Genomic DNA, 20,441 nt, shown 5'->3' on the forward strand with positions numbered 1-20,441 from the left:
ATTTTTATATGGGGTTTCTCCTTTAACATATAATGTTTTTTTGTGTTTTTCATTTCGGCGGTAACTCCCCTTGCCTTTACGATTTTTCTCTACTCGCATTTTAAACAACGGATCTGTTACTAACGCTTTTACTGCACTCTCTTGGATATCGCCACGCTGATGGAGATAACCATTATTTTGTTTTGTCATACTATTTCCCTCTTCATAAAAAGTAAGCAATATTCTGTCAAATTCATCTGCCGTTGTATATAAAAATTGGGTATAATTGTTAAAATTTCAATGCAAGCGGTCATATTTTCAGATTATTTTGCAAATTCAGAGGTTTTATTATGAAAAAAGAAGAAGTTGGACATCATTTTTTAGCTCGCTTAGGTAAAACCCGCTTACGTCCGGGTGGCAAAGTTGCAACGGATTGGTTAATCGGGAGCGGTGATTTTTCAAAAGACAAAAAAGTATTAGAAGTTGCTTGTAATATGGGAACAACCGCTATTCAACTGGCAAAACAGTTTGAATGCCAAATTATTGGTATTGACTTAGACGAAGAGGCTCTTGAAAAAGCCCGTGAAAACATCAAAGATCAAGAAGTTGAGCATTTAGTTCAAGTACAAAGAGCAAATGCGACAAAACTGCCATTTGAAGATGAAAGCTTTGATATTGTGATTAACGAAGCAATGCTTACAATGCTCCCACAAGAAGTAAAAGAAAAAGCCATTCGTGAATATTTTCGTGTGTTAAAGCCAAACGGTTTTTTACTCACACACGATATTATGCTAAACACAGACAATGCAGATGAATTATTAGCTGAGTTGCGTGATGCGATTAATATCACCGTATCACCACTTACAAAGCCGGATTGGAAAGCGTTATTCCACCATTGCGGCTTTAGAAATGTGGAAACTTTTTCAGGCGAGATGTCGCTACTCTCTCCGAAAGGTCTAATTCACGATGAAGGCGTATTAGGGGCAATGAAAATCGTAGGAAACGCATTAAAACCTGAAAATCGTGAAACGTTCAATAAAATGTACAAAATTTTTAACGATCCTGACCAAAAGTTAGGCTTTGTTGCGGTTTGTAGTCAAAAATAATTTTCCAGTTAGTTAAAAGGCAATACAAAATATGTTTCAAATGTTGCGAGAGTGGTATCAAAGAAAATTTACCGACCCACAAATAGTTGTGCTATTTGGTATTCTATTAATTGGGTTTGGCATTATTTATTTTTTCAGTGATTTATTAATGCCGCTATTAGTCGCTCTCGTATTTGCCTATTTGCTTGAATGGCCAACCCGCTTTTTAACGGTTAAATTAAAGTTACCAAGAACGTTAAGCGTTATTTTAATCTTAGGTAGTTTTATCGCCTTGCTGTCATTCTTAGGGGTAGTATTGTTACCAACCTTATGGAATCAAGCGGTAACTTTTATTCAAGATTTGCCGTCAATGTTCAACTTGCTCAATGCTTGGGTGCAAGGATTACCTGAACATTATCCGGAGTTGGTGGACTACGCCACTGTTGATTCAATTATGAATACAGCGAAAAGCAATATTTTGAGTATGGGAGAGTCGCTTTTAACACTTTCTATTAACTCTATTATTAGTTTGGTTGGATTAGGTATTTATACATTCCTAGTGCCGTTAATGGTATTTTTCTTATTGAAAGACAAATTAGTGTTAATGCGTTCATTTAGCAAAGTATTACCACAAAACCGTCGCTTAGCTACACGCGTTTGGTTTGAAATGCAACAACAAATTGCTAACTATATTCGTGGTAAATTTCTGGAAATTGTAATTGTCGGAGTTGTAACCTACATCATCTTCCTCTTTTTTGATCTACGCTATCCGTTACTGCTTTCTGTTGCAGTAGGGATTTCAGTTTTAATTCCTTACATTGGTGCGGTATTAGTAAGTATTCCGGTAATGTTGGTCGCCTTATTCCAATTTGGTTTATCGCCTGATTTTTATTATTTAATGCTTGCTTTTATTATTAGTCAGTTACTAGATGGAAACTTACTTGTGCCGTATCTATTTTCTGAGGCGGTTAATCTACACCCTCTCACCATCATTATTGCCGTGCTGATTTTTGGTGGATTATGGGGCTTCTGGGGCGTATTCTTTGCTATTCCATTGGCAACATTGGTTAAAGCTGTGGTTCAAGCCATTCCATCTAACCATACAGATGCAATTATATTAGAGAAATAAGCGGTTTTTTATAAAGAATGGATACTCAACAACTCTCGCAAAAGCCTGCTCGCCACCATCATCTTAACCGACTTAATGCTGTTGTTGCCTTAGGAGGCGGACACGGTTTAGGACGGCTACTCTCTGCTCTGCCATTTTTAAAAGAACGGCTCACAGGTATTGTTGCAACCACCGATAATGGCGGCTCAACAGGACGTATCCGCTCTCAACAAGGTGTAATTGCTTGGGGCGATTTACGCAACTGTTTGAATCAAATTATTGTAAAACCTACGGTTGCCTCTCGCCTTTTTGAATATCGTTTTGGTGGAACGGGCGAACTCAGCGGGCATAATCTCGGTAATCTCATTCTTACCGCCCTTGAAAATATGCAAATCAGACCGCTTGATGGAATTAACCTTGTGCGAGATTTGCTACACGTTAGATCAAAGCTTATTCCGATGTCGGAAACACCTGTTCATTTAATTGCAGAGTTACAATGTGGCACAAAAGTATTGGGCGAAGTTCAAATTGATGCACTGGCTGAAACACCACATCATTTAGAGCTAGATACGCCTGTCTTAGGCACGCCAGAAGCGATTGCTGCTATTCAAGAAGCAGAGTTAATACTACTCGGTCCAGGCAGTTTTTTTACCAGCATTATGCCGAATTTACTGGTTTCGGATCTTGCTCAAGCTATTCATCAAAGCCAAGCTAAAGTCATTTTTATTGATAACATCGGGCAAGAACACGGACCTGCCGGGAATTTATCGCTTAATCAGCGAGTTGAATGGATTGAGCACTGTATCGGGCAATCTCGCATAAATGGTGTTATTACAACTGATGATGAACCATCTATACTTCCGCTACATATTAAAACGCTGCGTAAAAATTTATCGGCTGATGATGTTTATTACCGCCACGATCGCAATAAATTAAGCAAAGCGATTGATGAATTAATTCACAATCTATAACTAAATAAAACAAGCGGTTAAATTTCTCTAATTTTTTGCAATTTGCAAAATGTAAAAGAAATTTAACCGCTTGTACTTTCAATCAATTCATTATTTTGAACGCTCTACCCACTTACCATCAACGTAATCAACAATCCATTTGGTTGCCTTACCATTTTTCTCTGAAGTTACATATTGGCGTTTTTCTTTACGACTAAAACGAATAATCGCCTCATTTCCTTCAGGATCTTGCTGCGGAGCATCCGCAAGATATTGTAATTTCTCTGGCAATCTATCACGATACAAGGCTAATTCCGCCACTTTCGGAGCTCGGCTTTCACGCACTTTCGGGAAATTATGAGCAGACATAAATACGCCACTTGCTCCATCTCTTAACACAAAATAAGCATCTGCCTTTTCGCACTTTAGCTCAGGAAAAGCAATAGGCTCTTCTCGTGGAGGGGCAACTTCACCATTTTTCAAAATTTTTCGGGTGTTATCGCAGCTTGTGCAACCCATATATTTGCCAAAACGACCTAATTTTAAGTGCATATCCGCACCACATTTATCACATTCCACAACAGGTCCGTCATAGCCTTTAATTTTAAATGAGCCTTGTTCGACAACATAACCATCACAATTTGGGTTATTACCGCAAACGTGAAGTTTACGCTCAGCATCAATCACATAGCTATCCATCGCTGAATCACATTTCGGACAGCGTTTGCGTGCCATTAAGGCTTTTGCCTCAGAATCTGAATCCAAGACATTCAAGAATTCGGCTTCAGGAATTAAATTCATCGTAGTTTTGCAACGTTCTTTTGGTGGTAATGCATAGCCTGTACAACCTAAGAAAACCCCTGTAGAAGCGGTACGGATAGCCATTTTTCTGCCACAAGTCGGGCAATCAATATCTGTCGGCACAATGCTATTTGGCTTCATCCCTCCTTCAAGCTCATCTAATTCCGCTTGGGTTAGCTCTTCAGAAAAATGCTTAAAGAATGTATTTAATTCATCTTTCCAGTTTTTATTACCTTCTGCAATTTGGTCTAAAACTTCTTCCATATTGGCAGTAAAGTCGTAATTCATTAAATCTTTAAAAGATTCATTTAAACGATCGGTAACTACCTCACCGATTTTTTCCACATAAAAACGTTTGTTTTCAGTGCGAACATAGCCACGCTCTTGAATGGTCGAAATAATTGAAGCATAAGTTGAAGGGCGACCAATTTTACGCTCTTCAAGCTCTGTAACTAATGAAGCCTCATTAAAACGTGCAGGCGGTTTGGTAAAGTGCTGGCTTGGCAAAACTTCATCAAGTTTGAGTTTTTGATGAAGTTCTACTGCCGGTAATTCTTGATCTTCAGGATTTTTCCCTTGTACCGGCAATACTTTCGTCCAACCATCAAAACGCATTACACGTCCGCTCGCTTTTAATTCATAATCTCCGGCACGAACAGTTAATGAAGTAGAATCGTAGCGTGCAGGCAACATCTGGCAAGCTAAAAAACGACGCCAAATTAAGTCATATAAACGTTCAGCGTCTTTATCCATACCTTTTAAATCAGCCATTTTTACATTCACATCAGATGGTCGAATGGCTTCGTGGGCTTCTTGTGCATTATCTTTACTGCGATACACATTGGCTTTCTCTGGCAAATAATTTGCCCCAAAGTTATCTTCAATATAACCACGAGCCATCGCCAGAGCTTCACGGCTTAAGTTTGTAGAGTCGGTACGCATATAGGTAATGTAACCTGCTTCATACAAACGTTGAGCCAACATCATTGTTTTCTTTACCCCAAAGCCTAAACGTGTGCTTGCGGTACGTTGTAACGATGAAGTAATGAATGGAGCAGATGCTCGAGAACTAGTCTCTTTTGCTTCAATATTAGAAACAATAAAATCACTTTTTTCTAATGCTTGAACGGCAATATTCGCTTCTTCTTCATTTTTCGCTGAGAATTTTTTACCTTTGTAAGCCGTCAATTCAAGCGGTAATTTTTTACGATTAATTTGCGTATTGGCTAAAATGGTCCAAAATTCTTCACTTTGGAAAGCTTTAATTTCACGCTCTCGCTCAACTAACAATTTCACCGCGACAGATTGCACACGCCCGGCAGATAAACCTCGAGCGACTTTTTTCCAAAGTAATGGCGATACCATAAAGCCCACCACTCGGTCTAAAAAGCGACGGGTTTGTTGGGAATTCACGCGATCAATATTCAGTGGTTGCGGATCTTCAAATGCCTTTTTAATCGCATCTTTGGTAATTTCATTAAACACAACTCGACTAAAGCGACTGTCATCACCGCCAATAATTTCACGTAAATGCCACGCAATAGCTTCCCCTTCTCTATCCAAGTCGGTTGCCAGATAGATATGGTCTGCTTTCTTCGCCAGTGATTTTAATTCAGATACTACTTTTTCTTTATCAGGCATAATCTGATAGTTCGCTTTCCAGCCGTTGTATGGATCGATTCCCATACGTTTCACTAAAGCTGTACGTTCTTTTTCTGCCTTTACTTTTGCTTTTTCTGTTACACTCAACCCTTTAGTTGAAATCGGCTTTGCTTTTTCCGTTTTTTCATCACTGCCGCTTTTCGGTAAATCACGGATATGCCCCACGCTTGATTTCACAACATAGTCGCTACCAAGATATTGATTAATTTTTTTCGCCTTAGCCGGAGACTCCACAATAACGAGTGATTTTCCCATAGTTTATTACCTAATTTTTAATAATTATTTGGATTTTCTTTAAATTATTTCTTTTTTAATTGATTTTTCAATATACTATTTTTACGATAGCAAGCCTTAGCAAAAATTACAATATAAAGAAGAGAGAAAATGGACAAACTAAACGCAATCAGTTTATTTTGCAAAGTAGTTGAAACCCAAAGTTTTACCCAAGCCGCACAACAAACCCAAATCTCACTGCCAATGGCGAGTAAATTAGTGGCTCAACTGGAAGAGTATTTGAATGTACGTTTATTACAACGCACCACGCGTAAAATTACGCCAACGGAAGCAGGGTTACTTTATTATCATCGCTGTTTGCCTATTTTAAATGAATTGAAAGAGGCGGAAGCAAGTGTCAGTAATATCAGCTCAACGCTACAAGGCAAAATTACAATGTCTGTGCCAATGGATTTTGGTTCTCGCTTTATTGCACCTTATTTAGGAAAATTTATGGAACGCTACCCTAATTTACAGCTCCATATTGAATTTAGCGACCGTCGCGTTGATGTCATTGCCGAAGGCTTTGATTTAGTTTTGCGTATTGGTAGCCTTACGGACAGCTCTATTGTGGCGAAAAAAATTGCTGATTCGCACTTAATGCTAGTTGCCTCTCCTGACTATTTAGCCAAAAATAACGAGCCTCAAAGTCTAGAAGAACTCAGTAAACGTGGTTGCTTGCTTTACGAATATCATCCACAGTGGCAATTCACGCAGCAAGGACAAAAAAGTAGCATTAAGCCTGAGGGAAAAATTTACAGCAATAATGGCTATGCATTAGTCCAAATGGCAAAAGCCGGGTTAGGTATTATCAATATTCCTAAATTTTTAATAAAGGAGGAACTCAAAAATGGAGAGCTAGTGCCGATTATGCCATTTTTAGAACAAGACACGCTGCAAATCAGCTTACTCTACCCTAACCGCCGTTACCTTTCGCCTAAAGTTCGAGTGTTGATCGATTTTTTCTCTCAACTGATGAAAGAACAACAACAATATTTGTAGGTAAAAAGGCTGTAACAGATAGCTTCAGTTACAGCCTTTCAATTGCAAAAAAATGCAGAAATCTGACCGCTTGTAAAATGCTTTTAAAGATTAAATAGTCTATTAATCACATTAACAACCAAATTACGTTTTGGTACAATCGAATCAACGACCAAATATTCTGTCTTCGCGTGCATATTTCCCCCTGTCGGACCTAATCCATCAATAGTTGGACAACCCACTGAAGCAGCAATATTACCATCGCTTAATCCACCCGCATCAACCCATTTAATTTCGGTTTGTAATAAGTTCCCTACCTCATCAAATAATACTTTGATTTTTGGTAGATGTACCTCATCAATCATCGGGGCTTCATCATTTACCAATATTTTAGTAGAAGTTACCCCCTCTATAAGAGGATTGCCTAACACTCGTTGTAATTGCTCTTCAAAATATTTTCTTGATGATGGCAAACGATAACGCATTTCAATGGTCAACTTGGCGTAATCCGCGATCACATTATGTGCAGTACCGCCGTGCGTCATTACACAATTGAAAGTATGCCCTATTTGGTAATCGTTCAGCTTGGAGAATTCCACGATAAAATTAGCTGCTTCAACTAATGCCGAACGCCCACGTTCCGGATTATTCCCTGCGTGAGCAGCAACACCGTGAAATTCAACATCATAGGTAATAACACCTTTACGAGTTGCAACCATTGAGCCATCTTCACGAGCGGGTTCCATTACAAAGCAATATTTTGACTTACGAGCATATTCACGAATACTCTCTTTGGCATAAGTTGAGCCGATTTCTTCGTGTGAGTTGAGATAAATCGCAATTTTTAATTTACTTAAATCCAGCTTCTCTAAAATATAGAAGGTTAAAAGAGCCCCTGATTTATCATCAATCGCTCCTAGTGCATTAACAATCCCATCTTTACGAGTAAATGGAACATCTTTGCTTGTACCAACAGGAAAAACCGTATCCATATGAGCTACAAAAAGAATATCGTATTGCGAAGCATTAAGATCGTTACTAATAAGTAAGCTCTCTGCTACTTTATCGCTTGTCATTGGTAAACGCTTATACTCTAATCCTGATTTTTCTGCTTTACGAATGAACCACTGAGCAACTTGATTAACACCTTCAATCGAATTTGCCGGGCTTTCAACGTCAGTAATTTCTTTTAATTCAGCTAAAAATTTTTCTACGGTTTGAGTTTCCATTACTATTATCTCCTAGATTAAAAATTGCATTACAAACATCGCAAGATAAGCATTGATGATACAGATACCAAATAGCACTAAATAATGTTTGCCCGGCACACCTAATACACCTAGAATACGCCCCATATATTGCACCGTCGAGCCTACTAACGCCATACCCGGCAATAAGATAGCAATATGCTGAGCATTTAGTACGCCTTCTTGTACTAAAGCAACTAAGACACCAGCCGCTCCGCCCCAACTAAGGAATGCTGCAAGGAATACGGCAATAGCTTCACCGGGTAAACCAAGAGGTGCCATAATAAAACCAAGCCATTCGCCGATTATTTTCAGTAAGCCAGAAGCATTAAGCATATAAATAATAACAAATGCCATCAGCACGTTAGGAATGGTACTATGTACGGCAATATCCCAACCTTTACGAGCACCATCAATAAAAATATCCGTAATTAATTTCTTTTGCGAACTCATACTTCTGCCTCCGTCTCTTTTACAAATTTTTTCACATATAAACGCATTAAATTAGCGCCAAAGATTTTGAATAGGAAAATCACTCCTAAGCATATTGCAATAGAAGTCGGTGCAACTGTACCTGATTTATCTGAAATCAATAACAATGGTGCAAAAGAGGCTAAGAAGTTCGTAAGTAACGCACCTGCACTAAATTGGAAAGCAGCAAAAATTAACAATTCTTTATAAGTGATTTTACCTTCATCGCGTAAGAATTTGGTGGTTGAACTTCCTGCATCGGTACTTTGTGTACTTGCAATCAATGAAATTGAGCAGTTACCCGGAATTCCTATTAAAGGTTTTAAGATTGGGCTTAACCATTTTGAAGCAGCAGCTAAAGCACCGAAATGTTCAAAAATTGCGACAAAACCAAGTGCTAACATCACACTAGGTACTAACGTTAGGGCAAAAATAAATCCGCCTTTTGCACTTGTACCGCCTGCAGTTTTTAACCATTCAGGAAATTGTCCTGTTAATTTGCCAAAATCAAAAATACCACCAGCGATATCTTTAGCAAAACCACCAAAGAAAATCACTGCACATACTAATGAAATCGTGCCAACAATCAGCTTTTTCGTTGTTACATTGTCTTCCATAAATGCTCCTTAAGATAGAATAAAATTATTTTTATTCTATAACGAGCATATAAAAAACGCTGTGATCTACTTCGCAAAAACACCAACAAGCGGTCAAATTTTCTTGATAATTTGCAAATTAAATAAGGAAAGAGATCGCTAAAAACAAAACAAGCAGTTATTTTCATAACTGCTTGTTTTAAACATTTCTATTTACTAATCAAAAATTCTTAATTTTCTTAAGATGAAAATTAACAAGGCTGCACCTAATACACCAAAGAAAATACCAATTATATTGAAATCTCCTGCTTTGTATGCAGAACCAATGCCTAATATGTCGCCAAATAACCAACGTCCTAAAGATGAACCGACAATACCTACAATGATATTTTTACAAAGACCACCTTCACTTTTCATTACAATTGATGCTAACCAACCAATAATAGCACCGACAATAATTGCAGCAATCCAGCCCATAACATACTCCTTTGTTTGATTGAAAAAAATTTAATAACTTCTCGCTATTATTCCATAATTATCAAAAGGTTTCTTTTGCTTCTTTTAATAAATCTTGAGGTAAATTAACACCTAAGTCTTTTGCTGTTTTTGTATTAATAGAAAGCTCTAATTGGCTCACTTCTTGTGTAGGAATTAAACCAGCTTTTTCACCTTTTAACACACGAGCCGCACTTTTACCTGTTGCAACGCCGATATCATACTGATTTACCGCATAAGCAGCAAGTGCACCACGCTCAACGGTATCTCTGTCTGATGCAATAACCGGAATTTTTGCTTCTAACGCTGCTTTATGTAAGGCTTCATAAGCAGACACCACACCATTATCTTCTGAAATATAGATAGCTTGTACTTTACCATTTAAACTGCGAGCAGCTGTGCCAATATCTGCACTACGTTGAACCGCTACAGGGACAACATTAAACCTTTGCTTTTTCGCTTCTTCTTTTAGTTCTTCTAACACAATTGTAGAGTTCACTTCACCTGCACTATAAACATAGCCTACGGATTTTAACTCGGGCACTAACGTTTGAATTAATTTTACTTGTGGAGCGATAGGCTTGTGATCTGAAATCCCCGTTACATTTGTGCCTGATGGCTCCCAAGATTTCACTAATTTTGCTGCAACCGGGTCGGTTACACCGGAGAAAACAATCGGAATAGAACGAGTTGCTGCAACCACCGGTTGTGCGGAAGGCGTAGTAATCGGGATGATGATATCTGCTTTATCACCAACAAATTTACGGGCAATTTGAGCAGCCGTCGCAGTACTGCCTTGTGCTGATTGGTAGTCGATTTTGATATTTTTGCCATCAACAAAGCCTTCACGCTCAAGCTCTTCAATAACACCTTTACGAATGGAATCTAATGCCGGGTGATCGACAATCGCCGTAATTGCTACATTTTGAATTTTATCTTGGCTGAATGCGGTAATAGAAAAAGCACTTAATACAGCAACTAACAATGTTTTACGAAATTTCATACATACTCCTTGATTTAAATTTTGCACTATTGCAATAGTACATTTTTATCCAAAGATAAGTAATTTTAGAAATTTGTGCAAGCAGAATTTTTTATTTTTCTATAAACATATTTTAACTGGTTAAATATTAATCTTTCACATTTTAACCCAATTCTTTGCAAGCTCTTTTAGATTATTGCAATAACGTGTAGAATAAGCAGTTATTTTAATTAGAACATTAGAGAGAATTATGAGCGAAGAAATTTTAACAGCTGAAACAGAAACTCGAGCCAATTTTATTACCCATATTATTGATGAAGATTTAGCAAGCGGTAAACATAGCAACGTTTACACCCGTTTTCCACCTGAGCCAAACGGTTATTTACACATCGGACACGCTAAATCAATCTGCTTGAACTTTGGTATCGCTCAAGAATATAAAGGAAAATGTAACTTACGTTTTGATGATACAAATCCGGTAAAAGAAGACGTGGAATATGTGGATTCTATCAAGCAAGACGTGGAATGGTTAGGCTTTAAATGGGAAGGCGAGCCACGTTATGCCTCAGATTATTTCGACCAACTTTATGGTTATGCGATTGAGCTTATCAACAAAGGCTTGGCGTATGTAGATGAACTTTCGCCTGAAGAAATGCGTGAATACCGTGGCACGTTAACCGAGCCGGGCAAAAACAGCCCTTATCGTGACCGTTCTGTTGAAGAAAACCTTGCCCTATTTGAAAAAATGAAAAACGGCGAGTTTGAGGAAGGTAAAGCGTGCTTGCGTGCCAAAATTGATATGGCATCGCCGTTTATCGTCATGCGTGATCCGGTAATTTACCGTGTGAAATTTGCCTCACATCACCAAACCGGTGACAAATGGTGCATTTACCCAATGTACGATTTCACCCACTGTATTTCTGATGCGATTGAGCGAATCACTCACTCTATCTGTACGTTGGAATTCCAAGATAACCGCCGTTTATACGATTGGGTGTTGGAAAATATCAGTATTGAACGCCCATTGCCGCATCAGTACGAATTTTCACGTTTAAATTTAGAAGGCACTTTAACCTCTAAACGTAAATTATTGAAATTAGTCACAGACGGCATTGTGGACGGTTGGAACGACCCTCGTATGCCAACCATTTCAGGCTTACGCCGCCGTGGCTATACTCCTGCGGCACTGCGTGAATTCTGCCGCCGTATCGGTGTAACAAAACAAGATAACGTGGTGGAATACTCCGCACTTGAGGCTTGTATTCGTGAAGATTTAAACGACAACGCACCTCGTGCGATGGCAGTAATCAATCCTGTGCGTGTAGTAATTGAGAATTTTGGTGAGAAAGAGATCTTAAAAGCACCAAACCACCCTAACCGCCCGGAATTAGGCGAGCGTGATTTGCCATTTACCCGTGAGCTTTACATTGACGAAGCCGACTTCCGTGAAGAAGCGAACAAGCAATATAAACGCTTAGTGCTAGGCAAAGAAGTGCGTTTGCGTAATGCCTATGTAATTAAAGCCGAGCGTGTGGAAAAAGATGCAAGCGGTCAAATTACCACAATTTTTTGCACCTACGATCCGGAAACATTAGGCAAGAACCCGGCTGACGGACGCAAAGTGAAAGGGGTAATTCATTGGGTTTCAGCGGAAGATAACAAACCGGCAGAATTCCGCATTTACAACCGTTTATTCACTGTACCAAACCCGGGTGCAGAAGATGATATTAATGCGGTGTTAAATCCGGAATCTTTAGTGGTAAAACACGGTTTTGTTGAGCCAAGTTTAGTCAATGCAAAAGCAGAACAAGGTTATCAATTTGAGCGTGAAGGCTACTTCTGCTTAGACAGCAAAGACGGTTCAGCAGATAATTTAGTGTTTAACTTAACCGTTAGCCTAAAAGAAAGCGTGGCATTCTAAGCTTCTCAAATAAAAATACCGACAGTAATGTCGGTATTTTTTCGGCATAGGACAAATTAAAACAGCTCCCAAATAGGCTTGCACTCTTTTGGCAGTTCTAAACTTCTGCCGAGTTCAATCCAGCCTGTTGGGTAATGGAAATCAGAGCCAACTGAACCATATAAATCAAATTCTTTTGCCCAGCGAGTAAGTAATTGCCGTTGGTCTGGGGTTTGTCCGCAGCCTGAAACTTCAATGCCATCTCCGCCTGCTATTTTGAAATCAACAATCAAACGGCGAATCCAACGTGCAGTCATTTTATAACGTAGTGGGTGGGCGATATTAATAACTCCACCTGCATTGTGTGTTATTTGAACTGCTTCTTCTAAACTGCTCCACATAGGCTTAACGTAAGCAGGTTTTCCCATTCCTAAATAACGTTTAAAAGCGTGTTCAATGTTGCGAACGTGTCCTTGTTCATATAAAAAGCGTCCATAATGAGCCCGAGTTACTTCACCTGAAGCAAGAGCTTTTGCACCTTCATAAGCGTTTGGAATGCCTGCTTTTGCTAATTTTTCGCCAATTTCGACCGCTCGTTCTTCACGCAATTTGGCTTGATTATCCAAAAATTGAATTAATTCCTTATTATTTTCATCAATATTTAAAGCTGCCAAATGAATACTTTTATCTTGCCATAATACCGAAATTTCGACACCCGAGATAAATTTGATTGGTTGTGTTTGGGCAAATTTTTTTGCTTCACAAATGCCGGAAATAGTATCGTGATCAGTCAAAGCAAGCATTTCAACACCTTGTTCAACCGCTCGTTGAACTAATTCCGTAGGAGAAAGCACCCCATCAGAGGCGGTGCTGTGGGAATGTAAATCGTATTTCATTGTTAATCCTTAATAAGCCCTGCTTGAATAAAAAATTGTCGATAGGCTTCTGTTTTTTTCTCCAAACTTAATGGGTAAGCTCTTGAGGTAGAAGGTAGTCTGTATAAATAAAGTTCCCTTGATTTAGAATAAGGATACACTACCCATTCATTCGTTTTCGGGGCTTTGATTTTTTCTGAAAGCAGGTCTAATAACACATCTGTAGCTAAACTACCTGTAGTAAACAGCCATTTCATTTTTGGCAATTGGGCTAATAATTCGTTCATATCTACAGGTTCAACAATTTTGAGATCTTTATCCGCCGCATTGCCTTTTAAACGAACTGCCGTTTTAGCGGAAGAAGAGAGTGCAATACCCTTTTTTCGTAAAAAGGCTTCAATGCGAATAGGGTCAAAGCGTTTTTCATCATTTACACGAAAATAATCTACATCATCAAAAAACACCTTTCCCATTATTCTCCACATATCATTTTGGAAATTTGGATAGTGAAACTCCATACAGCGTTTTTCTGATGTTGGAGGAAAAGTTCCCATCATCACAACAGTAGCTTGTTCCGGTAAAATGGGAGCAAAAGGATGATGTTCTAGTTCAAGTATTTCCATTCTATTTGATTAATTCCTTTAATAGCTTTAATTTGTCAGCTTTATCTAATGGTTGCTCTGCTACTTTATTCAAATCACTCACTAGCGTTTCATCTTCACTATTTTTAGCATAAATCGCCGTCTGTTCTTGTGAGATTTGCTCAGCGTAAGCGGTCAGATTTTCCAATAATTTTACCATTTCCGGATTATCGTGATGTTGCTGGAACAATGCATCAATAGCGTTCGCAAACTGTTCTGCTTTTGCATCAAGTTGCTGATAGCAATATTTCTGCCATCTAATCTGCTCTGCCCTTGTCAGCGTTTGCGGATAATGCCTTGCTCGGTAATGGAATAAAAGTTGCTCTACTCTAGGATCTTCAAATCTTAAGCCGTGATCCGCTAAACTTTCAGGAGGCAAAGAACGTAAAATCGCCATATTGTTTTTATCCGCAGTTGAGAAAAAGCCGTCATACAGTGTCGTTTCTACATTAGCTGAAGGTTCAAATGTACGTTCATCATTAAAGATTTCCAATACTTTTTCTCGAACCAAGGATTTCTGAGCTTTTAACGCCTTCAAATTTTCTAAACATAACGCTCTATCAATGCCTAGTCGTTCTGCATTTTCAGGTAACAAGGTTTTTGCCGGAGCTAAAATCGGGCATTTATTGATATGCACTAATTTCAGTGGCACAGGTAGCTCGTGTTCAGCTAACGCCTCACGTTTGGTATATAGGCGTTGGCGTAAACTTTCAGCATTTTCATTGAGTAAACCATTCATATCGCCCGATAAATCGCACACAATCACCGCATTTTGATTAGTCGGATGCCACGCTAACGGCACAACCCAAGCGGTATTACCTCGATAATTTCCCAACATTCCCGAAACGTGAACCAACGGTGTCATTTCGCCGGTATCTATCAGTTTTTCTACCTTTTTTTTGCTGCGTAGATTAAAGAAAAAATTGAATAATTTCGGCTGTTTTTCTTTAATTAGTTTCGCCATTGCAATGGTAGCATAAACATCTGACATCGCATCGTGAGCATTTTCGTGAGCAATACCGTTTGCTTTAGTTAAATTCTCTAGTTTAAAGCTCGGCATTCCATTTTCATCTTTTGACCACTCAATGCCTTCTGGACGTAACGCATAACAAGCCCTTACTAAATCCAATAAATCCCAACGAGAATTACCGTTTTTCCAACTGTATTCATACGGATCGTAAAAATTGCGGAAAAAAGTGTAGCGGGTCATTTCATCGTCATAACGGATATTGTTATAGCCGATGGTACAAGTATTTGGCTGGCTAAATTCTGCGTGAATACGAGCAGCAAACTCAGGTTCAGACACTCCCTCAGCGTTACATTGTTGCGGTGTAATACCAGTTACCATAACGGCTTCAGGGCTTGGTAAATAGTCTGGCGTTTGCTTACAGAAAAACATTACTGGCTCACCGATGATATTAAACTCTTCATCAGTACGAATACCCGCAAACTGAGCCGGTCTATCGTGAGCCGGACTTACCCCAAAACTCTCATAGTCGTAAAAGAAAAAAGAAAAATTTTTGCTCATTACTGTTCGTTGGTTGGAAAGATTGGGAGAATTGTATCATAGTTGAAAGGAAAGAGAGGAAATACAAGCGGTTGTTTTTAGATAAAATTTTGTAGATAGATATAAATTCAACTCGGAGAGAAAAGTTAAATAACTCTAGATAAACAATGCGGTTTTTAGCAACTATTTTGTTTACTATACATTTTTCTAATAAACCAAATATAAAAAGGCGAAAACGTAAAATTTTCGCCTTTTTTGACCGCTTGCAAGCGGTTGTTTTTATCTAATTTTTTTGCAAATTAGAAGTTTGCATTGCGTGGAGCACGAGGGAATGGGATTACATCACGAATGTTTTGTAAACCTGTTACATACACGATTAAACGCTCGAAGCCTAAGCCGAAACCTGAGTGCGGTACAGTGCCGTATTTGCGTAAATCACGGTACCACCAGTAATCTTCAGGATTTAAGCCCATTTCGTTCATACGTTTATCCAATACTTCTAAACGCTCTTCACGTTGTGAACCACCGATAATTTCGCCGATGCCCGGTGCTAATACGTCCATTGCGGCAACCGTTTTACCATCTTCATTTAAACGCATATAGAAAGCTTTAATATCTTTCGGATAGTTTTTCACTACCACTGGCGATTTAAAGTGTTCTTCTGCTAAATAACGTTCGTGTTCAGATGAAAGGTCAATACCCCATTCTACAGGGAATTCAAACTCTTTACCTGATTTCAATAAAATCTCAATAGCATCAGTATAGTCTACCTGAGCAAATGGTGCGTTAATAAAGTTCTCTAAACGGCTTACCGCATCTTTATCCACGTGTTTAACGAAGAATTCCATATCATCTTTACGCTCTGCAAGGACTGCACGGAAAACGTATTTCAGCATATCTTCAGCTAATTTTGCGTTATCGTTTAAGTCTGCGAATGCGACCTCAGGTTCCATCATCCAGAACTCAGCTAAGTGGCGAGTTGTGTTGGAGTTTTCTGCACGGAAAGTTGGACCGAAAGTATAAACTTTACTTAATGCACAAGCATAAGTTTCGGCATTTAACTGACCTGATACAGTTAAGAATGACTCTTTTCCAAAGAAATCTTGATTGAAATCCACTTTGCCGTTTTCACCACGCGGTAGGTTTTCTAAATCAAGGGTAGAAACACGGAACATTTCACCAGCACCTTCGGTATCTGATGCGGTAATTACAGGTGTAGCTACCCAGTAGAAACCTTGTTCGTGGAAGAAACGATGGATTGCTTGAGCTAAACAGTGGCGAACACGTGCTACCGCACCGATTAAGTTTGTGCGAGGGCGTAAGTGTGCGACTTCACGTAGATATTCAATCGAGTGGCGTTTTGCTGCCATTGGGTAAGTGTCCGGATCTTCAACCCAACCGACAACTTCTACATTTGTTGCGTGTAATTCAACCGCTTGACCTTCAGCAGGTGATTCCACCACTTTACCCGTAACAATAACAGAGCAACCTGCGGTTAAACGCAATACTTCGTCATTATAATTTGGTAGATCGTTGTTAATAATAGCTTGGATTGGGTCAAAGCAAGAGCCGTCATACACGGCTAAGAAAGATAAACCAGCTTTTGAATCACGGCGGGTACGCACCCAACCACGTACTGCAACCTCTTCACCTACCGCAACTTTGCCAGATAGGATTTCCGAAACTGTTGGAAATTTAGACATTTAATACCTCAGATTTTTCTTGTGAGTTCTTTTAAGAAAATAATGTTCAATATTCTACAAGAAAATAGGGGGAAATATAATAATTTTAAGGAATTATTTGAAAATTTGTTGGTCTATATAAACATTGCAAGCAGTTGAATCTGAATTTACTTAGTTTTTAAAAATTTTTTCATTTTTAATGAACTTTCGTTCAGTTAGTTAGTCTGAGTATATGTAACAGATTTATGCAAGTTTTTTTCATTAATTTCCTTAGGTAAGACCTCCGCCCCTTTTCGCTTTTTTGATTAGGGGCTTTTTTTATGGTCAGTTTTGCAACATTGTAACTATTTTGTCCTATATACCGTTTTTTAGAGACTTTTTATATTTATTAAATCGAATAAATCGTTCTTCTAACAAAACTGTTTTTCTACGGTATGTATCTACTCTTCTTATTAGAAATGGAAGCAAAGAACTAGATATGATAGATAGCCAAAATCTTAGTTTAAAAAGCTCTTCTACTGAAAATATCTTGCCTGTTAATTGAGAGAATTCATTATGATCATAAAGTAACAATGTGATGGATATCATTACTACTAAATATGAAGAAACATAAAAAGGAGATAATTTTAAGTACCTAACAATAACACTACCCGTTAATTGTATCTTATTGTCGATAATGAAAAATGTAAGAATACCTAAATGTAGTAAAATGACTAATGCCCCAAAAACTAATGGCATATTAAAATCATAAGACAATCCATAGACAATGAGTAATATAGGAATAGCACTAATAAAATACAATATAGATAGAATTTGATTGCCAATCAAATTAAATTTTGAACTTGCCATTTTACCCTTTCAATGTTTTATTCGGTTCTTTCGCTATTTCTCTTGCCAATTTGGGGACAAGGTAGCCCGATGTAATCTTTTGCAATTCTCGATAAATTTCAATCGCATTTTCATCTTCAATATAGAAATGGCTTGCTCCTGCAACTTTATCAAACAAGTGCAAGTAATAAGGCAAAATTCCATATTCAAAAAGTTTATCACTTAATGCTTTTAAGGTTTGAGCATTATCATTTACCTCTTTTAGCATTACCGATTGGTTCAACAATACAACGCCCACTTTTTTAAGTTGAGCCATTTTTTCAGCAAAAACATCATCAATTTCATTTGCGTGGTTAATATGAGTAACCAACACAACATTCAAACGAGATTGTGATAACCGTTCACATAATTCTGGTGTAATTCGATTTGGAATCACTACAGGAAGGCGTGAATGAATACGCAATGTTTTGATATGTGGAATTTGCTCTAGCTTATCTAATAACCAATCCAATTCCTGATCTTTTGCCATTAACGGATCGCCACCTGAAAAAATAACCTCTTCCAATTCAGTATGCTGTTCAATATAGTCTAAACTTTCTTGCCATACCGTTTTTCCACTTTTTACTTCATTATACGGAAAGTGTCGGCGGAAACAGTATCGACAATTAATGGCACAACTGTTTTTTACCATAAATAACAAACGGTTATGATACTTATGCAGAATATTCGGAGCGGGGCTTTGCTGTTCTTCTAACGGATCGGCAACAAATCCTTCTTGCTCAATGAATTCCTGTTGCACAGACATTGCTTGTAGGAAAAGCGGATCTTTGGGATTACCCTTTTCCATTTTTTCAGCAAAGGCTCTCGGCACTCGGAGGGCAAATAATTTGCGAGCAGCAATATCCGCCTCAAAATCGGTTGGATTGAGTTTGAGAAATTGCAGTAAGTCGATAGGATTATTAAAGGCTTGAGCAAGTTCAGTCAGCCAAAGTGGTTTGATTTGAATTGGTTGCATAAAAACAAAAAGCCCTCGCCAAAAATGGGAGGGCGAATAGAAAAATTAAGGGATTAAATTACATTGCAATGGTGTGCCGTTCGGGTTCACCATCACTACAGGCGAGGTTTGCACGCCCTGTGCAGCAATTAAATATTGCACGCCCGAGATACAATAACGGCGATAACCGTCAGTTTTCTCAACCAAGAATGGATCAATTTGACCACCAATGCTCTTAAATTCTGCAATAGCCCCATTTGCAACATTTTGAGCAGAATTAACCGCTTGTTGTGCATTTGCATCAGCAGGTTGGTTTGCGTGAGCATTTGATGACATCATATCGCCTAAAATATAACCTGCCGCTGCCCCCATTGCAACATTTGCCATTGTGCTACCTTGACGCACTTGTGGCTGAGCCGTTGCATTATTTGGTGTATTGGCAAAAGTTGCATCTCTTTGCTGCTGAGTTGGTTGTTTAGCTACCGGTTTAGTTGCAACAGCTTTCGAAGAACTTACTGAACGGAAACTACCTCCGCCTCGTTTTGCCTCCGCAACTGTTGCTACAGAAACCGCTAAAATGGCAGAAAGAGTAATTAATTTTTTCATTCGCATTCCTTGTTGAGTGTTGTTATAAAAATTATAGCAAAAAATTTTAGAGATCTTTCGCTAATTTTGTGAATTTAGGTTATTATATGGCTCTTTTTGACAAACCCAATAGGGTTAGGTTCAAAATGTGTTAATTTATTGTTATTTTTTGAATAATTGAGGAAATAATGGCTAGTTACAGCACTAACGACTTTAAAAAAGGTTTAAAATTTATCCAAGATGGTGAACCTTGTGTAATCGTTGAAAACGAATTCGTAAAACCGGGTAAAGGTCAAGCATTTACACGTACTAAAATCCGTAAATTAATTTCCGGTAAAGTATTAGAGATCAACTTCAAATCAGGTACTTCTGTTGAAGCAGCTGATGTTGTTGATGCTAACTACAACTACTCTTACAGCGATGGCGATTTCTGGTACTTTATGCACCCGGAAACATTTGAGCAAATCTCTGTAGATGAGAAAGCATTAGGCGACAACGTAAAATGGTTGGTTGATAATGCTGAATGTATCGTAACGTTATGGAATGGTGCAGCAATCGCAGTTACCCCACCAAACTTTGTTGAGTTAGAAATTGTTGAAACTGACCCGGGTTTAAAAGGTGATACAGCAGGTACAGGCGGTAAACCGGCAACATTAAGTACAGGTGCAGTTGTGAGCGTACCATTATTCGTACAAATCGGCGAAGTAATCAAAGTAGATACTCGCTCTGGTGAATATGTTTCTCGTGTGAAATAATTTATCTCTCTATACAAGCGGTCATTTTTGGTAAATTTTTTGCA

20 protein-coding genes are annotated in these 20,441 nt (G+C 38.4%); 6 read left to right on the top strand and 14 right to left on the bottom strand.

Going from position 1 to position 20,441, the window contains the following annotated elements; translation table 11 throughout:
- On the bottom strand, positions 1–189 hold a 189-nt coding region (locus V6W77_RS05040; protein ID WP_334248001.1), incomplete at its 3' end, for an alternative ribosome-rescue factor A.
- Between the two features lie 140 nt (positions 190–329).
- Between V6W77_RS05040 and V6W77_RS05045 the strand changes: the two genes are divergently transcribed.
- Genes V6W77_RS05045 through V6W77_RS05055 form a run of 3 tightly spaced genes read left to right on the top strand, consistent with a single transcriptional unit; the run spans position 330 to position 3,143 of the window.
- Positions 330–1,085: a class I SAM-dependent methyltransferase gene (locus tag V6W77_RS05045; RefSeq protein WP_188156336.1), complete on the top strand. Its 756-nt coding sequence runs from the start codon at positions 330–332 to the stop codon at positions 1,083–1,085.
- 31 nt (positions 1,086–1,116) lie between these two features.
- Positions 1,117–2,193 (top strand): AI-2E family transporter, encoded by a 1,077-nt coding sequence (locus tag V6W77_RS05050; protein ID WP_025236014.1) that lies wholly within the window; start codon positions 1,117–1,119, stop codon positions 2,191–2,193.
- Positions 2,194–2,210: 17 nt separating this feature from the next.
- Positions 2,211–3,143, top strand: coding sequence for a gluconeogenesis factor YvcK family protein (locus V6W77_RS05055; RefSeq protein ID WP_334253986.1), 933 nt, complete (start codon positions 2,211–2,213; stop codon positions 3,141–3,143).
- Between the two features lie 90 nt (positions 3,144–3,233).
- Here V6W77_RS05055 and topA read toward each other — a convergent pair whose 3' ends face one another.
- The gene (topA, locus tag V6W77_RS05060; protein WP_334253987.1) at positions 3,234–5,840 is read right to left on the bottom strand and encodes a type I DNA topoisomerase; all 2,607 of its coding nucleotides are present in this window, start codon (positions 5,838–5,840) and stop codon (positions 3,234–3,236) included.
- Positions 5,841–5,969: 129 nt separating this feature from the next.
- Here topA and V6W77_RS05065 point away from each other — a divergent pair, with 129 nt between their 5' ends.
- Positions 5,970–6,860, top strand: a complete 891-nt coding sequence (locus V6W77_RS05065; protein WP_025236017.1) for a LysR family transcriptional regulator — start codon at positions 5,970–5,972, stop codon at positions 6,858–6,860.
- 83 nt (positions 6,861–6,943) lie between these two features.
- Here V6W77_RS05065 and V6W77_RS05070 read toward each other — a convergent pair whose 3' ends face one another.
- From V6W77_RS05070 to V6W77_RS05090, 5 genes are all read right to left on the bottom strand, one after another.
- Entirely contained in the window at positions 6,944–8,068 is a 1,125-nt protein-coding gene (locus tag V6W77_RS05070; protein WP_334253988.1) for a M20/M25/M40 family metallo-hydrolase, read from the bottom strand.
- 12 nt (positions 8,069–8,080) lie between these two features.
- A complete protein-coding gene (locus V6W77_RS05075) occupies positions 8,081–8,539 on the bottom strand; it encodes a YjiG family protein (RefSeq protein WP_334229225.1) in 459 nt (152 codons plus the stop codon).
- Complete coding sequence (locus V6W77_RS05080; protein WP_334253989.1) at positions 8,536–9,174, bottom strand: nucleoside recognition domain-containing protein; 639 nt, start codon at positions 9,172–9,174, stop codon at positions 8,536–8,538. Before V6W77_RS05080 ends, V6W77_RS05075 begins: the two co-directional genes overlap by 4 nt.
- 195 nt (positions 9,175–9,369) lie before the next feature.
- Positions 9,370–9,630 carry a GlsB/YeaQ/YmgE family stress response membrane protein gene (locus tag V6W77_RS05085; RefSeq protein WP_025236021.1) on the bottom strand — a complete coding sequence of 87 codons (261 nt, stop codon included), beginning with the start codon at positions 9,628–9,630 and terminating at the stop codon, positions 9,370–9,372.
- Between the two features lie 61 nt (positions 9,631–9,691).
- Entirely contained in the window at positions 9,692–10,651 is a 960-nt protein-coding gene (locus V6W77_RS05090; protein WP_334253990.1) for an ABC transporter substrate-binding protein, read from the bottom strand.
- A 229-nt stretch (positions 10,652–10,880) separates the two neighbouring features.
- On the opposite strand from V6W77_RS05090, the gene glnS reads away from it, so the two are divergent.
- Entirely contained in the window at positions 10,881–12,551 is a 1,671-nt protein-coding gene (gene glnS / locus V6W77_RS05095) for a glutamine--tRNA ligase (protein ID WP_334253991.1), read from the top strand.
- A 56-nt stretch (positions 12,552–12,607) separates the two neighbouring features.
- On the opposite strand, the gene V6W77_RS05100 is transcribed toward glnS, so the two are convergent.
- The 7 genes from V6W77_RS05100 to V6W77_RS05130 form a co-directional block, all read right to left on the bottom strand.
- Positions 12,608–13,426, bottom strand: a complete 819-nt coding sequence (locus V6W77_RS05100; protein WP_334253992.1) for a PHP domain-containing protein — start codon at positions 13,424–13,426, stop codon at positions 12,608–12,610.
- Positions 13,427–13,428: 2 nt separating this feature from the next.
- Positions 13,429–14,028, bottom strand: coding sequence for a DNA glycosylase (locus tag V6W77_RS05105; protein WP_334253993.1), 600 nt, complete (start codon positions 14,026–14,028; stop codon positions 13,429–13,431).
- Between the two features lies 1 nt (position 14,029).
- Complete coding sequence (gene sbcB / locus V6W77_RS05110; RefSeq protein WP_334253994.1) at positions 14,030–15,574, bottom strand: exodeoxyribonuclease I; 1,545 nt, start codon at positions 15,572–15,574, stop codon at positions 14,030–14,032.
- A gap of 278 nt (positions 15,575–15,852) precedes the next feature.
- The gene (asnS, locus tag V6W77_RS05115) at positions 15,853–17,256 is read right to left on the bottom strand and encodes an asparagine--tRNA ligase (protein ID WP_283385842.1); all 1,404 of its coding nucleotides are present in this window, start codon (positions 17,254–17,256) and stop codon (positions 15,853–15,855) included.
- A 333-nt stretch (positions 17,257–17,589) separates the two neighbouring features.
- Entirely contained in the window at positions 17,590–18,084 is a 495-nt protein-coding gene (locus V6W77_RS05120; RefSeq protein ID WP_334253995.1) for a hypothetical protein, read from the bottom strand.
- Position 18,085: 1 nt separating this feature from the next.
- On the bottom strand, positions 18,086–19,078 hold the full coding sequence (gene epmB / locus V6W77_RS05125; protein ID WP_334236342.1) for an EF-P beta-lysylation protein EpmB: 993 nt from the start codon (positions 19,076–19,078) through the stop codon (positions 18,086–18,088).
- Positions 19,079–19,123: 45 nt separating this feature from the next.
- A complete protein-coding gene (locus tag V6W77_RS05130; RefSeq protein WP_283385839.1) occupies positions 19,124–19,663 on the bottom strand; it encodes a Cj0371 family chemotaxis-regulating polar lipoprotein in 540 nt (179 codons plus the stop codon).
- A 167-nt stretch (positions 19,664–19,830) separates the two neighbouring features.
- On the opposite strand from V6W77_RS05130, the gene efp reads away from it, so the two are divergent.
- Positions 19,831–20,397, top strand: coding sequence for an elongation factor P (gene efp / locus V6W77_RS05135; protein WP_025236031.1), 567 nt, complete (start codon positions 19,831–19,833; stop codon positions 20,395–20,397).
- Positions 20,398–20,441 lie beyond the last annotated feature (44 nt).

It is taken from the genome of Mannheimia indoligenes, from assembly GCF_036880405.1.
Classification (GTDB): Bacteria; Pseudomonadota; Gammaproteobacteria; order Enterobacterales; family Pasteurellaceae; genus Mannheimia; species Mannheimia indoligenes.